Origin of the sequence: Tsukamurella sp. PLM1, assembly GCF_023168325.1 — a bacterium.
Classification (GTDB): domain Bacteria; phylum Actinomycetota; class Actinomycetes; order Mycobacteriales; family Mycobacteriaceae; genus Tsukamurella.
In genome coordinates, this window is the sequence record NZ_AP025688.1 from 3,722,652 (window position 1) to 3,735,963 (window position 13,312).

Genomic DNA, 13,312 nt, shown 5'->3' on the forward strand with positions numbered 1-13,312 from the left:
ACGGTAACGTGTCCGCCCATGAGCACCCGTCTCGAGCGCTCGCTCGACTACGCCACCCCGCCCGCCGCCCTGCACGCCGCCTTCACGGACGCCGCGTACTGGCCGGCCCGCGTCGCCGAGGTCGGCGGGGAGGGCGCCCGCGTCGCGGAGGTGACGGTGACCGGATCCGGCGCGGACGCCTCCGTGCGGGTGCTGGTGGTGCACGTGATCGGTGAGGACAAGCTGCCGTCCGTGGTGACCGCGATCCGCCCCGGCGGCCTGGAGATCCACCGCGTGGAGGAGTGGGGTCCGTTCGACGGGGCGCGCTGCGCCGGCCGCTTCTCCGCCGATATCCAGGGCGTTCCCGCGCAGCTCTCGGGCACGGCCGTCCTGGAGGCGGGACCCGGATCGGACGGTTCGGCGGCGCGGATCACCGCCACGGGCGAGGCCACCGTCTCGATCCCGTTCGTCGCGAACAAGGTCGAGGCGCTGGTCGTCGAGAACCTGCAGGAGCTCATGGAGAGTGAACGGGAGTTCACCCTGCAGTGGATCACCGCGCGCGCCTGACCGGTAAGGTCACCCTCATGGCACGACGTCTCAGCTATTCGGCGCGCTTCCCGTTCCCCGCCGACGTCTTCTACGACGCGTACTCCACCAAGGAGTACTGGACCGAGAAGATGACGGACTTCCGCAACCTGACGCCACTGTCGGAGCTCACCGAGTTCGACGTCGACGACGAGGGCATCACGGTCGTCCAGAAGCAGAACCTGCCCCACGAGTATCTGCCGCCGATCGCGCAGGGCGTCGTGAAGAAGGACATGATCATCACGCGCGAGGAGTTCTACGGCGCGTGGGACGGCGAGAGCTCCATCGGCGATTACAAGGCGTCGATCCCCGCGGGCCCCGGCTCGCTCAAGGGTGAGGCGTCGCTGTTCAACACCGAGACCGGCTGCACCATGCGGTACACCACCGTGGTCAAGGTGTTCGTCCCGTTCGTGGGCACCAAGCTCGAGCAGCTCATCCTGATCAACCTCGTGGACCTGTTCCGCGCCGAGGCCGAGTACCTCAAGTACTGGGTCGACAAGCACTGACGCCGTGCCCTCGCCCGAGGGCCGCATCGCCCGGCAGCCCGACGGGCGGATCACGCGCGGCACCACCGGCTTGAACCGGCTGCGCCGCAGCGACCGCTGGTCGGTGCACTCCCCGCTCGTGTCCGCTGCGCTGCGCGGACCGTCGCCGCTGGCGGTTGACCTGGGCTACGGCGCCCGCCCGGACACCACGCTCGAGTGGGCCACCCGGCTGCGGCGCGTCAATCCGACGGTGCGGGTGACCGGCCTGGAGATCGACCCCGACCGCGTGGTTCCGGGCCGCGACGGCGTGGAGTTCGCGCGCGGCGGTTTCGAGCTGGCCGGGCTGCGGCCGAACCTGGTGCGCGCCTTCAACGTGCTGCGCCAGTACGACGAATCCGAGGTCGCCGACGCCTGGTCGACGGTGCTCGCGCGGCTCGCGCCGGGCGGCGTCTTCATCGAGGGCACCTGCGACGAGCTGGGCCGGCGGTGCTGCTGGCTCACCCTGGACGCGGCCCCTGCCGGGGCGGAGCCAGCGCCGCGGACTCTGACGCTCGCCTGGCACCCCGGGTACACCGACCGACCGTCGGACCTGGCCGAGCGGCTGCCGAAGGCGCTGATCCACCACAACGTCCCGGGCGAGCGCATCCACACGCTGCTCACGCTTGCGGACCGCTGCTGGGACGAAGCCGCCGGCTACGCGACCTACGGCAACCGCGTGCGCTGGCGCGCCGCGGCCGCGGCCCTCGCCGAGCGCACCGCGGGCGCCGCCCGCGCGCCGCGCCGGCCCGTCCGCGACAACCTGCTGACGGTCGACTGGTCGCTCGTCGCGCCGTAGCTCACCATGACGAGCATCCGCGCGGTACACCTGCGCTCGCGCACCTCCGTGCCCGCTGCACCCCACATCGTGAGCCACCACCGCCTATCGAACCGGAGTCAGTAGTGTGGTGCGCATGACTTCGCTGACCGTGGCGCTGGCGCAGATCGAGGCCACCGCCGACCCGGCGGCCAACGCCGCGCTGGTCGAGGACGCGGTGCGCCGCGCCGCAGTGGAGAACGCGCAGCTCGCGGTGTTCCCGGAGGCCACGATGTGCCGCTTCGGCGTGCCGCTGGGCCCGGTCGCGGAGCCGCTCGACGGGCCGTGGGCCACCCGCATCGCCGCGGCCGCCGCGGCGACCGGCGTGCACCTGGTCGCGGGCATGTTCACGCCCGCCGCGGACGGCCGGGTCCGCAACACCCTGCTGTCCATCGCCCCGGACGGCGCCCGCGCGCACTACGACAAGATTCATCTGTTCGACGCCTTCGGCTTCGCCGAGTCGCGCACCGTCAAGCCCGGCGACCGCGCGGTGCTCGTGGACGTGGCCGGCGTCACCGTCGGCCTGAGCACCTGCTACGACCTGCGCTTCCCCGCCCTGTACCAGGGCCTCGCCGACGCGGGTGCGCAGGCGATCCTGGCGCCCGCGTCGTGGGGCGACGGGCCCGGCAAGCTCGACGCGTTCACCACCCTGTCCCGCGCCCGCGCGCTCGACAGCACCACCTTCGTCGTCGCCGTCGATCAAGCGCGGCCGGCCGTCGCGGAGGGCCGCGCCCCGCGCGGGGTGGGCGGATCGCTGGCGGTCGGTCCCGACGGTGCCGTGCTCGCCCAGGCCGGCGCCGGACCCGAATTGCTCGTCGTCGACCTCCCGCTGGAGCGGCTCGACGAGGTGCGGGCCACCCTGCCCGTGCTCGCCAACCGCAGGGACTTCACCGTCGCCACTGAAGGATGAGGAACAATCACCCCCGATGGATACGAACCCGAACAACCCGCAGAACGTCCCGCCCAACCCGGGCGCGCAGCCGAACGTCCCGCCCGTGCAGGTCCCGGCCGGTGGACCGGCAGGCCCCGGCGGACCGGCAGGCCCCGGCGGACCGTCCGGCCCGATCGGCGGACCGGCAGGCCGCGCGAAGCCGGCTAAGGCGCCGCGCTCGAAGGGCAAGCTGATCGGCCTGGTCGCGGCGGGACTGGTGGCGGTGCTCGTGATCCTCCTCGTGGGATCCGAGTTGTACATCCGCAACCACGTCCAGAACTGCCTCTCGGACAACATCAAGAACGGCACCAGCGCGAAGGACGTGCAGGTGCGGTTCGAGAAGACGCCGATGCTGCTGCAGGCCACCGGCAAGATCCCGTCGATCGACATCCAGGTGAACGGGCTCAACGGCACCGACGGCCTGTCGGCGCACCTGCTGCTCAAGGGCGTCGAACCGAGCGGTGACAACAGGGTGGACGACGCCACCATCCTGGGGTCCTTCAGCGCCGACGGGATCAGGAACAAGGTCGTGGAGACCCAGGTGATCTCCGACCCGAAGGTCACGCTGAACCCGTCCGACAACAAGATCGAGATCAGCGGCACCGCGGTCATCCTCCCCGTCACGCTGAGCCTCACCCCCACCATCAAGGACAACAAGGTGGTGCTCACCGCGAGCAAGGCGTCCGTGTTCGGCATCGGCGTCCCCGACGACCTGGCGCAGCAACTGATCACCGCCGTCGCCGACATCCCCACCCCGAAGGGGCTCACCGCGAGCGACCTGAAGATGACCGACGAGGGCATCTCTCTGCGCTACTCGGGCCAGAACGTGCTCCCGGCCGACATCGAGAGTGGCGGCGACGTGGGCGCCTCCAACTGCTCCGTGGTGTGACCGCGCTGAACCGGCTCTCCGCCGCCCGGTGGGACCTGCGAGTGCGGGCCCGCTGGGCGGTGCTGCACGGGATCCCGCGGCGGGCGCTACCCCGCCGCGCGTCCCGCGGCGACCGGATGGCCGAGCTGCTGCTGGGCTACCACGGCGAGCCCGGCGGCCAGTACGCGCAGTTCGACACGATCCGCGCCGAGGGCCGGATCATCGGCAGCGAGGTGGGGGCGGCCACCGCCGACCACGCACTGTGCCGCGCGATCCTCCGGGACTCCCGGTTCTCGACGATCCAGCACACCGACTACGGGTTCCCCGCGCCGATGCTGCGCGTGCTCGAGCGCACCGACCCCGGGCTACCCAACCCCGTCGAGCCACCGTCGATGCTGGTGACCGAGCCCCGGCGCACACGGCGTACCGGCACCCCATCGCCCGGACCTTCACCCCGAAGGCGATCGCGCAGCTCACGGACCGGGCGCAGCGGGTCACCGCGGACCTGCTCGACGAACTCGCGGCGTCGCCCGCCCCGGACCTGGTGACGGGCTTCGCCGCCCGTCTTCCGGTGACGATGATCGGGCGCCTGCTGGGGCTGCCGGAGGCGGACGACGACTACATGCTGGAGTGGGGCGAGGCGGCGGCGCCGCTGCTCGACCCCGGCCTGTCGTGGCCCGTGTACCGCCGCGCGCAGGTGGCGCTGCGCGGCCTGAACGAGTACCTGACAGCGCACTTCGCGAGGGTCCGCGCAAACCCGGACGCCGAGGATCCGTTCGCGCTGCTGGCGGCGAGCGGCGAGCTCTCCGACCGCGAGCTGGTGACCAACGCGGCGCTGCTCATCGGGGCGGGCTTCGAGACCACGGTGAACCTGATCGGGAACGGCATCGTCGCGCTGCTCGAGCACCCCGACCAGCTGGAGCGGCTGCGTGCCGAGCCGGAACTGTGGCCGAACGCGGTCGAGGAGATCCTGCGCTACTCCAGCCCGGTCCAGCGCACGGCCCGCGTCGCCCGCGAGGCCGGCGAGATCGAGGGCTTCGCGTTCGCCGAGGGCACGGTGATCTCCCTGCTCCTGGCCGGCGCGAACCGCGACCCGGCCGTCTTCGCCGACCCGCACGTCTTCGACGTGGCGCGCCCCGAGGCGAAGCGCAACGTCGCCTTCGGGTACGGCATCCACGCCTGCATCGGCGCCGCGCTGGCGCGGATGGAGGGCGTCGTCGCGCTGTCGGCGCTGTTCGAGCGGTACCCGAACCTCGCGCTCGACGGACGCGGCACGCACCGCGGCCTCTCGACCCTGTACGGCTGGGCACACCTGCCCGCCCGCCTGGCGTAGCCGGGCACGCGTCGCGGGGCCCGACGGTGCCGCGCCCCTACTCCGGGAAGCCGGCGAGCACGGCGCGCGTGCCGGACAGGCCCAGCCGGTTCGCGCCGGCGTCGATCATCTCCTGCGCCGCCTCGGCGGTGCGGATCCCGCCGGACGCCTTGACTCCCACCTCGGGCCCGACGGCCGTGCGCATGATCCGCACCGCGTCCGCGGACGCGCCGCCCGACGGGTGGAACCCCGTGGACGTCTTGACGAAGGTGGCGCCGCCCTTGACGGAGCGCTTGCACACCTCGGTGAGCAGGTCGGCGTCGCCGAACTCGAGCAGCGCGGCGGACTCGACGATCACCTTGAGCACCGGGTCGGCGCCGATGGCCTCGCGCACGGTGAGCACGTCGGAGAAGACCCGGTCCAGCTCGCCGGACAGTGCGAGGCCGACGTCGATCACCATGTCGACCTCGTGCGCGCCCTCCTCGACGGCCATCCGCGCCTCAGCCGCCTTGATCAGCGTGTGGTGCTTGCCGGACGGGAAGCCCGCCACGACGCACGTCTTCGGGGCGCCCGGGCCGGCTGATTGCGCGTCGATCGCGGCGCGCAGCGGCAGCATCGACGGCGAGAGGCACACGGCGTAAACGCCCAGGTCCAGCCCCTCGGCGTAGGCCGCGGCCGCGGCGGCCTCGCTCGCCTCGGGCTTGAGCAGGGTGTGATCGACGAGGGCGGCGACTTCGGATCGAGTGAGCACGTTTGAGACGATACCGGGCGTGACGCGCTACGTTCTGACTCGGGTGCCCGGACACCACCGGCATCGTCGCCCGCATCTCCACGTTCCTCGCCGACGTGGGCGGATGGATCGTGGAGGCCGGGTACCACTCCGACGCCGACAGCGGCTGGTTCTTCACCCGCCAGGCCGTCCGCGCCGACAGTGTGTCGCTGCCGCTCGAGGAGCTGCGGGCGCGGTTCGCGGCCGAGGTCGCCGCCGAGCTGGGCCCGGAGACCGAGTGGCGGCTGACCTCCAGCGCCGAGCCGCGCGACATCGTGGTGCTGGTGAGCAAGGAGGGGCACTGCCTGCACGACCTCGTGGGACGCGTCGCCACGGGCGAGCTGAACGCGCGCATCGCCGCTGTGATCGGCAACCACGAGGACCTGCGCGACTTCGTCGAGCGCCTCGACATCCCGTTCCACCACGTGCCGTTCCCCGGCCCCGGCGAGGACAAGTCCGCGGCGTTCGCCGAGGTGGCCCGGCTGACCGACGTGCACGAGCCGGATGCGGTCGTGCTCGCGCGGTTCATGCAGGTGCTGCCGCCCGAGCTGTGCGAGGCGTGGGCCGGCCGGGCGATCAACATCCACCACAGCTTCCTGCCGTCGTTCGTCGGCGCGCGGCCGTACCACCAGGCGTTCGCGCGCGGCGTGAAGCTGATCGGCGCGACCTGCCACTACGTGACCGCCGACCTCGACGCCGGCCCGATCATCGAGCAGGACGTCGCGCGGGTCGACCATTCCGACGAGGCCGCCGAGATGGTCCGGCGCGGCCGCGACATCGAGAAGATCGTGCTGGCCCGCGGCCTGCGCTGGCACCTCGAGAACCGGGTGCTGGTGCACGGCCGCAAGACCGTCGTCTTCTCCTGACCCGTTCCCGGCCCGACGGTGCGCTACTCCGGCGCTCCAACGTTCACTGATCGCCGCGCAGGTGTCACCCTAACCTTCGCCGATAACACATTTTCAGGGTGGGCTCAAGTTCCGTATAGACTTCGACTACGTCGCCGAATACTCCCGATCCGAACAGTCGAGCGTCGCCTTGAATGAATGACGAGACCCATCAGCATCCATGAAGATCGCAGCTTCAATTTCGTACGAGCGTCCCGCACCACGACGCACAGCGAAAGGGACTCGATTGTTATTTGACAGTGTCGAAAACTTGTCGTACTCAGTTGGGATAACGCCTGACCAACGCAGACGACTGCCGATCAAACTATTCCCGGTTCCGGATTGGGCGCCCCACGAGGCAACAAAACTAATGCCGAAACCATCGGACATTTGAACCGTAACCGCTCCGGCGTACGAGTTGCTAATATCAGGGCTATCGTCGTCGCACGAAGCGATCAGAGTTCGCACAGATGCGGATCGACCGAGGACGGGCGCCCCGTCGATCACTATCGGACCCAGTTGATAGCCCTGAATGTTCCAGATTCCGGACACCGAGTTCGAGACCTCCGCATCGGTGCCACCGGAGCGGCGTTGGTTTGTATCTGAGAGGCCGAGCAGCCGCTCAGCGTCAGGCCGACCGTCAAGGCCAGAGCGCCTAGCAACGAGACTCGCATTCGACCACCTTCACAACAGCACCAGTCACGGACTCTTCGAGTAGAGCATTTACGTTGATTTTCCGCCGCTAACCAGGAAGACAATCATCCGAACAGACGACAGCGTGTCACCGTGTCGGTCAGTGCAGATACGCCGCGGAGTGACCTTTCTCGACAAACATCACGTCGCCGACGGTCAGCACGCGTGACTTTCAGGTGCCACTCGGCCGCACAAGCGTTCGAACAGAGGCTGATTCCCTCGCGCTCCCATCGCCGCTTCATCCGAATGGAGGACTTGTCGATATGCCAGTTTGTGAGAGACTTTCAATATGTCGCTACTCACACCGCTCCGCGACGCTTCGTTTCGCTGGGTACGAATCGTCGCCATCGCCATCTTGCTCGGAGGAGGAACTCTGGGGTGCGGGCCCACCAATGCTGTCTCAACCAATAGCACTGGAGGCGGCGATACCCAATTCAATACGGAAGTCGCGAAGGTCCTTGAGGGATATCATACGGGCGGATTGACTGACGATGTGAAAGTTGAGTTAGCAACCGCTCGCGCAGCCGCTCGGGAAGTGTGCGATACGCTGAGGGCAGGTACTTCTCTCATCGATATCAGCTGGTCGGTAGCCGAACGAAACGCCGGCCCCGCTCTTAGTCGGGTCAATGCCGACCATGGCGCTGATTACGCTGGACGCGTCGTGGGTATCGCCGTTCGCGCGTATTGTCCGGAGTACCTGAACAAGTAGAGGCTGCAACACCGCTGACGCGGCCAACCTCGACAGCTGGCCCCGCACAGCGCGATCCGCCATCCATCGGGAATACCCAGTCAAGGGTTCGCTCGCGTCATCCGTTCATACGACAGAACGAGGCGACTCTTCGAACTTCACCTAGATTGGATCGCCGGCAGCACCGGGCGACTCCGACGCTATCGGTATGACGAGCCCGCTGGACTCGTCTGATGCGCTACCCGGCGCGCCGGCGGTGACGGGGCGGCCCTCGATGATGGAGTCGAGGAGGGCGTTGAGCTTCTCCGGCTGCTCGAGCGGCAGCATGTGGCCCGAGTCGCGGATCACGGCGAACCGGTCGAGGTGACCGGTGAGCTTCAGCTCGGCGGCGATCAGTTCGGCGTCGGCGGGCGGGGTGAGGTGGTCGTACTGGCCCACGGCGACCGAGGTGGGGATGGCGAGCTTCTGCAGGCCGTCGGTCACGTCGGCGTTGGCGAGCACGTGGCCCCATTCGCCGCGGACGTCGGGCGGGCAGGCCGCGACCATGTCCTCGGTGTACCGCACGGCCCCGCACGAGGCGTAGCCGCACAGGGCGCTGTAGCGCAGCACCGCGGTGTGGATCCGGTTGTGGCGCAGCTTCACGGGCGCGCCGAGCACCGCGTCGCCGAGCCGCTGGCTCAGCCGCGGCGCGACGCGGGGCAGCGCCGCGAGCGGGGTAGCGCCGGCGAACGCGGGCACCGCGTCGCGGACGAAGGTGGACAGCAGCACCGCGTGGTGCGCCTTCTCGGCCACCTCGTCGGTGTACTTGCCGGCCCAGGCCATGATCGTGATGCCGCCCATGCTGTGGCCCACGAGCAGCGCCTTCTCGCCCGCGGGGACCACGGTGCCGAGCACGGCGTGCAGGTCGTCGGCCAGGACGCCCGTCGAGTACGCGAACGCCCCGGGCTCGGACTCGCCGTGGCCGCGCTGGTCGTAGCTCACGACGCGGTAGCCGCGGCCGACGAGGTGCTCGACCTGCCGCGGGAAGTTGCCGACGTTGCAGGTCCAGCCGTGGACCAGCACGGCGATCGGGCCGCCGGCCGGGCCCCAGCTGCGCACGTGCAGTCGCGTGCCGTCGCCGGAGACGACGACGTCGTCGTCGTGCGGACCGTCGTAGTCGGAGATCAGCTTGGCGTTCGCGGGCTCGGCCGGGGACGAGAGCGCGTACGCCGCGACGCCCGCGGCCACCGCCGCCGCGCCTGCACCCACGGCGCCCAGGGCGCCGACGACGAGCTTGCTGGAGATCTTCATGCGGGCAACCTTACTAACCATTACTCAATAGCGCGGACGGCGGACCTCGTCGAGCTTCGGCTTGACGTCCAACAGGTAGACCAGGACGCCGATGGCCGCGATGACCATCCCGAAGAACCCCGGCAGGAAGACGAGGAGGGCGCACACCACGAGCGTGATCAACCAGTAGTTCTTCTGCCACTTCCCGGTCGCCCGGAAGGCGTCCTCGGGAGCGCGCGCGGCGTGGATGATCGCGAAGATCGCCGCGGCCAGCAGGGCCACGGTGAGGATCAGGGTGGCGAAGAACGTCACGGTTCCGTAGCCCATGAGGAAGAGTTCCATGTCCCCAGCCTAGGTCGGGGCCGGCGGCAGTGCCGCCGGGCGCCCGGTGATGCTCAGTGGTGACGCGGATTACTTACGCGTCGGCCTTCTTGGGAGCGGCCTTCTTGGCGGCGGTCGCAGCCTTGGCGGTGGTCTCCTTGACGGCGGCCTCGGCCTGCTCGGCGGCCTCGGACACCTCGTCGCCGGCGCGGCCGACCAGCTTGGCGGCGCGCTCGCCGACCTGCTTGGTGGCGGTGGCGACCTGGCCCAGCGAGGACTCGGTCAGCTCGACGGCCGAGTTGTAGGCCTTGGTGGCCTGCTCGGTGGCGTCCTCGATCACGGAGCCCGACTTGATGCGGTCGAAGGCGGTCTCGCCGCGCTCGGCCAGCGACTCGTAGATGTCGGTCGCGACCTGGATGTAGGCGGCGGCCACCTTGCGCAGCTCCTCGGGGGTGAACTTCGCGCGCAGCTCGTCGACGTCCTTGGGCAGGCCGTCCTTGGCCTCGGTCAGCTTGGCCTGGGCGTTGCCGCGGGCCTCCTCGACCTTCGCCTGCGCCTCGTCGACCTTGGTCTGGAAGTCCTTCGACGCATCGGTGGCGGCGGCGCGCAGCTTCTCCACGACCTCGGAGACGGCCTCGTAGGCGTAGTCACCGGCGCCGAGGGCCGCGAACAGGGGGTCTTCAGGTCGTCGAGGGTGTTCTGCTCGGTCATGGCACGTTCTCCTTCAGTGCGGTCTCGTTCTCGCGGCGGAAGCTCTCGTAGATGTCGAGTAGGGCCCGCTTCTGCCGCTCGTTGATTGCCGTGTCCGCGATCAGCGCATCGCGCACCGGGGATTCCGGTCGCTCCTCGAGGATCCCGGCCTGCACGTAGAGCACCTCCGCCGAGAGCCGGAGCGCTTTGGCGATCTGCCCGAGCACGTCGGCCGACGGACGGCGGAGCCCTCGCTCGATCTGGCTGAGGTAGGGGTTGGAAACCCCCGCACGCTCGGCCAGTTGCCGGATGGACACCTCCGCCGCAAGACGTTGCGTTCGAATGAACTCTCCGATGTCGGATCCCGACTTCTGTGTGGGCTCTTCGTCGTTCGTCACTCTCGAACTCCCGTCTGCGCGGCTGACACCACGCTAACAGCTAGTGCTAACTCTTGCAAGCAGTTTGCTAGCAGGATGATTCCAATCAGAACAGCAACTGGGTCACGGTGTAGATCGCGAGACCCGCGAGCGAGCCCACGACGGTGCCGTTGATCCGGATGAACTGCAGGTCACGGCCCACTTGCAGCTCGATCTTCTGCGACGCCTCCTCGGCGTCCCAGCGGGCCACGGTGTCGGTGATGATCGATGTGATCTGGCTCGCATAGTTCTCGACGAGGTGCCGCACGGAGCGGTCCACCCAGAAGTCGACCTTGCCGCGCATCTCCGGGTCGTCGCGCAGCCGCACGCCGAACCGCGCCGCCGACTCGCTGAACTTCTCCCGCAGCGTCGACTCCGGGTCCTCCACCGAGGCCTCGATCATCCGCTTCGCGGCCCGCCACGCCGCCTGCGCCGCGGTGCGGACCTCCTCGCGGCCCATCAGCTCGGCCTTGACGTCCTCGACCTTGGCGATGGTCCGCGGGTCGTGCTGCAGGTCGGAGGCGAAGTCCCAGAGGAAGGTGCTCATGGCCTGCCGCACCTCGTGATCCGGGTCGCTGCGCACCTTCCAGGTGAACTCGACCAGCTCGCGGTAGATCCGCTCCCCCAGCAGCGAGTTGACGAACTTGGGCGACCACTGCGGACCGTCGGTATCGACGATCTTGTCGATCACGCCCTGGCTACCCAGGGCCCAGTGGTGCGCGCGCTCGGCGAGCAGGTTGATCAGCGGCAGCTGGCGCTGCTCCTGCAGCAGCGTCTCGACCAGCCGGCCGATCGGCGGCCCCCACTCGGGCTCGGCGAGCCGCTTGATGATCGTCGAGTTGAGCACCGCCTCGACGTCCTCGTCGCGCAGCACCTCGCTCATCACCTTGACCAGTTTCGCCGCTTCGGCGCCGAGCCGCTGCGAGTTATCGGGGTCGGCCATCCAGTTCGCGACGCGGCCGCTGAGCTCGAGCGAGCCCACCTTCTCGGCGATCACGTCGGGCGTGAGGAAGTTGTTGGTCACGAAGTCGCCGAGTGCGTCGCCCAGCTGGTCCTTCTTGCGCTTGATGATGGCCGTGTGCGGGATCGGCAGTCCCAGTGGGTGTCGGAACAGCGCCGTCACCGCGAACCAGTCGGCCAGGCCGCCGACCATGCCCGCCTCGGAGGCGGCCTTGACGTACCCGACCCACGCCCCGGCGATCGCGAGGTGCGCGCCCTTGGTATCGAGGTACTCGCAGATCAGGTAGATGATCGCCGCGCCGATCAGGAAGCCGAGCGCGACGCCCTTCATCCTCCGCAGATCACGGCGCTTCTGCTCGTCGGGCGTACCGAACGGGCTCGCCTTCGTCCTGGGCGGGGAGGCCGCCTGAGATGACACCGTCACGAGTCGATCTTGCCCGAAACTCCGATCGGCGGTGGGGCTGGGTGTCGGGGGCGGTCGCTAGGGTTGTGGAATGGCGAAGCAGGACGCAGGAAACGACGGTTGGTCGAGCGGCGCATCGGAGGCGCTGCGCTGGCGGCAGGGCTCCCTGGTCACCGAGATCGACCCGGGCGGCAAGCCGGGGTTCGACGGTGACAAGGCGCTCGGCGAGCAGCTCCTCGCGGAACGCGGCGCACGGCTCTCCGAGCTGCAGGAGTTGCTCTACGCCAACGGCCGGTCGGGGGATCACCGCTCGGTCCTGCTGGTGCTGCAGGGCATGGACACGGCCGGCAAGGGCGGCATCGTCCGGCACGTGATCGGCATGGTCGACCCGCAGGGCGTCAAGGCCGCGTCCTTCGGCAAGCCGACCGAGGAGGAGCTCGCGCACGACTTCCTGTGGCGCATCCACCGGCAGACCCCGAAGGGCGGCCAGATCGGCGTTTTCGACCGCTCGCACTACGAGGACGTGCTGGTCGTCCGCGTGCACGACCTCGTGCCGCCGGCCGTCTGGGAGCCGCGCTACGAGATCATCAACAGCTTCGAGGAGGATCTGATCGCCGCGGGCACGACGATCGTCAAGTGCGCCATGTTCGTCTCGCTGGACGAGCAGAAGAAGCGCCTGGCCGAGCGCCTGGACCGCCCCGACAAGTACTGGAAGTACAACCCCGCCGACATCGACGAGCGCGGCTACTGGCCGAAGTATCAGGAGGCCTACCAGGCGATGTTGGACCGCACCAGCACCGAGGCCGCGCCCTGGCACGTGATCCCCGCCGACCGGAAGTGGTACTCGCGGTTGGCGATCACCGAGTTGCTCATCGAGGCCCTCGAGGGCCTGGGCCTCGACTGGCCGCCCGCCGATTTCGACATCGAGCACGAGAAGGCGCGCCTCGCGCAGGCCTGACCGCTCGGCTGCGCCGGGTCCGACGGTGCCAGGCCGCCCAGCCCGACGGTGCCGCGCGGCTTCTAGTGGGGGCTCGAACGCCGGAGCCGCGGATCGGCGCGGCGCGGGGGACGACGGTGCGACGGCTGTCGTCTGTCGGGGCCGCGCACGCCGCGGCGCTGGATCGCTGCCCGAGGCGGGGTATGCACGGACCGCATACCCACGCCACCAAGAAACACCTTTGACCTGTATCGATAGAGGTATGCGCG

Annotated in this window: 14 protein-coding genes and 1 pseudogene; 9 read left to right on the forward strand and 6 right to left on the reverse strand. The window is 69.4% G+C overall.

Going from position 1 to position 13,312, the window contains the following annotated elements; genetic code table 11:
- Positions 1 to 18: 18 nt before the first annotated feature.
- From MTP03_RS19205 to MTP03_RS19230, 6 genes and pseudogenes are all read left to right on the forward strand, one after another.
- Complete coding sequence (locus MTP03_RS19205; protein ID WP_248489567.1) at positions 19 to 546, forward strand: DUF2505 domain-containing protein; 528 nt, start codon at positions 19 to 21, stop codon at positions 544 to 546.
- Between the two features lie 17 nt (positions 547 to 563).
- On the forward strand, positions 564 to 1,070 hold the full coding sequence (locus MTP03_RS19210) for a DUF2505 domain-containing protein (protein WP_248489568.1): 507 nt from the start codon (positions 564 to 566) through the stop codon (positions 1,068 to 1,070).
- A 4-nt stretch (positions 1,071 to 1,074) separates the two neighbouring features.
- Complete coding sequence (locus MTP03_RS19215) at positions 1,075 to 1,884, forward strand: class I SAM-dependent methyltransferase (protein ID WP_248489569.1); 810 nt, start codon at positions 1,075 to 1,077, stop codon at positions 1,882 to 1,884.
- Between the two features lie 124 nt (positions 1,885 to 2,008).
- Positions 2,009 to 2,812, forward strand: coding sequence for a carbon-nitrogen hydrolase family protein (locus MTP03_RS19220; RefSeq protein WP_248492298.1), 804 nt, complete (start codon positions 2,009 to 2,011; stop codon positions 2,810 to 2,812).
- Between the two features lie 16 nt (positions 2,813 to 2,828).
- A complete protein-coding gene (locus tag MTP03_RS19225; protein WP_248489570.1) occupies positions 2,829 to 3,722 on the forward strand; it encodes a hypothetical protein in 894 nt (297 codons plus the stop codon).
- A gap of 35 nt (positions 3,723 to 3,757) precedes the next feature.
- A pseudogene (locus tag MTP03_RS19230) lies at positions 3,758 to 5,034 on the forward strand (cytochrome P450).
- A 37-nt stretch (positions 5,035 to 5,071) separates the two neighbouring features.
- Here the strand turns inward: MTP03_RS19230 and deoC are convergent.
- Complete coding sequence (deoC, locus tag MTP03_RS19235) at positions 5,072 to 5,776, reverse strand: deoxyribose-phosphate aldolase (protein WP_248492299.1); 705 nt, start codon at positions 5,774 to 5,776, stop codon at positions 5,072 to 5,074.
- 83 nt (positions 5,777 to 5,859) lie between these two features.
- Here deoC and purU point away from each other — a divergent pair, with 83 nt between their 5' ends.
- Both purU and MTP03_RS24015 read left to right on the forward strand, forming a co-directional pair.
- A complete protein-coding gene (purU, locus tag MTP03_RS19240; protein ID WP_248489571.1) occupies positions 5,860 to 6,648 on the forward strand; it encodes a formyltetrahydrofolate deformylase in 789 nt (262 codons plus the stop codon).
- 1,000 nt (positions 6,649 to 7,648) lie between these two features.
- Positions 7,649 to 8,068 carry a DUF732 domain-containing protein gene (locus MTP03_RS24015; protein WP_371820810.1) on the forward strand — a complete coding sequence of 140 codons (420 nt, stop codon included), beginning with the start codon at positions 7,649 to 7,651 and terminating at the stop codon, positions 8,066 to 8,068.
- 141 nt (positions 8,069 to 8,209) lie between these two features.
- Here the strand turns inward: MTP03_RS24015 and MTP03_RS19245 are convergent, their stop codons facing one another.
- From MTP03_RS19245 to MTP03_RS19265, 5 genes are all read right to left on the reverse strand, one after another.
- A complete protein-coding gene (locus tag MTP03_RS19245) occupies positions 8,210 to 9,337 on the reverse strand; it encodes an alpha/beta fold hydrolase (protein WP_248489572.1) in 1,128 nt (375 codons plus the stop codon).
- Between the two features lie 24 nt (positions 9,338 to 9,361).
- Positions 9,362 to 9,658, reverse strand: a complete 297-nt coding sequence (locus tag MTP03_RS19250) for a DUF2516 family protein (RefSeq protein WP_248489573.1) — start codon at positions 9,656 to 9,658, stop codon at positions 9,362 to 9,364.
- Positions 9,659 to 9,731: 73 nt separating this feature from the next.
- Positions 9,732 to 10,256, reverse strand: coding sequence for a heparin-binding hemagglutinin (locus MTP03_RS19255; RefSeq protein ID WP_248489574.1), 525 nt, complete (start codon positions 10,254 to 10,256; stop codon positions 9,732 to 9,734).
- Positions 10,257 to 10,344: 88 nt separating this feature from the next.
- Complete coding sequence (locus MTP03_RS19260) at positions 10,345 to 10,725, reverse strand: helix-turn-helix domain-containing protein (RefSeq protein WP_248489575.1); 381 nt, start codon at positions 10,723 to 10,725, stop codon at positions 10,345 to 10,347.
- A gap of 85 nt (positions 10,726 to 10,810) precedes the next feature.
- Positions 10,811 to 12,034, reverse strand: coding sequence for a DUF445 domain-containing protein (locus MTP03_RS19265; protein ID WP_248492300.1), 1,224 nt, complete (start codon positions 12,032 to 12,034; stop codon positions 10,811 to 10,813).
- A gap of 163 nt (positions 12,035 to 12,197) precedes the next feature.
- Here MTP03_RS19265 and MTP03_RS19270 point away from each other — a divergent pair, with 163 nt between their 5' ends.
- Positions 12,198 to 13,064, forward strand: coding sequence for a polyphosphate kinase 2 family protein (locus tag MTP03_RS19270; RefSeq protein WP_248489576.1), 867 nt, complete (start codon positions 12,198 to 12,200; stop codon positions 13,062 to 13,064).
- Positions 13,065 to 13,312: the final 248 nt, after the last annotated feature.

Bases quoted from the DNA above. Each gene is read 5' to 3' on its own strand.
- MTP03_RS19205 (WP_248489567.1), top strand. From the start codon at position 19: ATGAGCACCCGTCTCGAGCGCTCGCTCGACTACGCCACCCCGCCCGCC.
- MTP03_RS19210 (WP_248489568.1), top strand. From the start codon at position 564: ATGGCACGACGTCTCAGCTATTCGGCGCGCTTCCCGTTCCCCGCCGAC.
- MTP03_RS19225 (WP_248489570.1), top strand. From the start codon at position 2,829: ATGGATACGAACCCGAACAACCCGCAGAACGTCCCGCCCAACCCGGGC.
- MTP03_RS24015 (WP_371820810.1), top strand. From the start codon at position 7,649: ATGTCGCTACTCACACCGCTCCGCGACGCTTCGTTTCGCTGGGTACGA.
- MTP03_RS19245 (WP_248489572.1), bottom strand. From the start codon at position 9,337: ATGAAGATCTCCAGCAAGCTCGTCGTCGGCGCCCTGGGCGCCGTGGGT.
- MTP03_RS19250 (WP_248489573.1), bottom strand. From the start codon at position 9,658: ATGGAACTCTTCCTCATGGGCTACGGAACCGTGACGTTCTTCGCCACC.
- MTP03_RS19265 (WP_248492300.1), bottom strand. From the start codon at position 12,034: ATGAAGGGCGTCGCGCTCGGCTTCCTGATCGGCGCGGCGATCATCTAC.
- MTP03_RS19270 (WP_248489576.1), top strand. From the start codon at position 12,198: ATGGCGAAGCAGGACGCAGGAAACGACGGTTGGTCGAGCGGCGCATCG.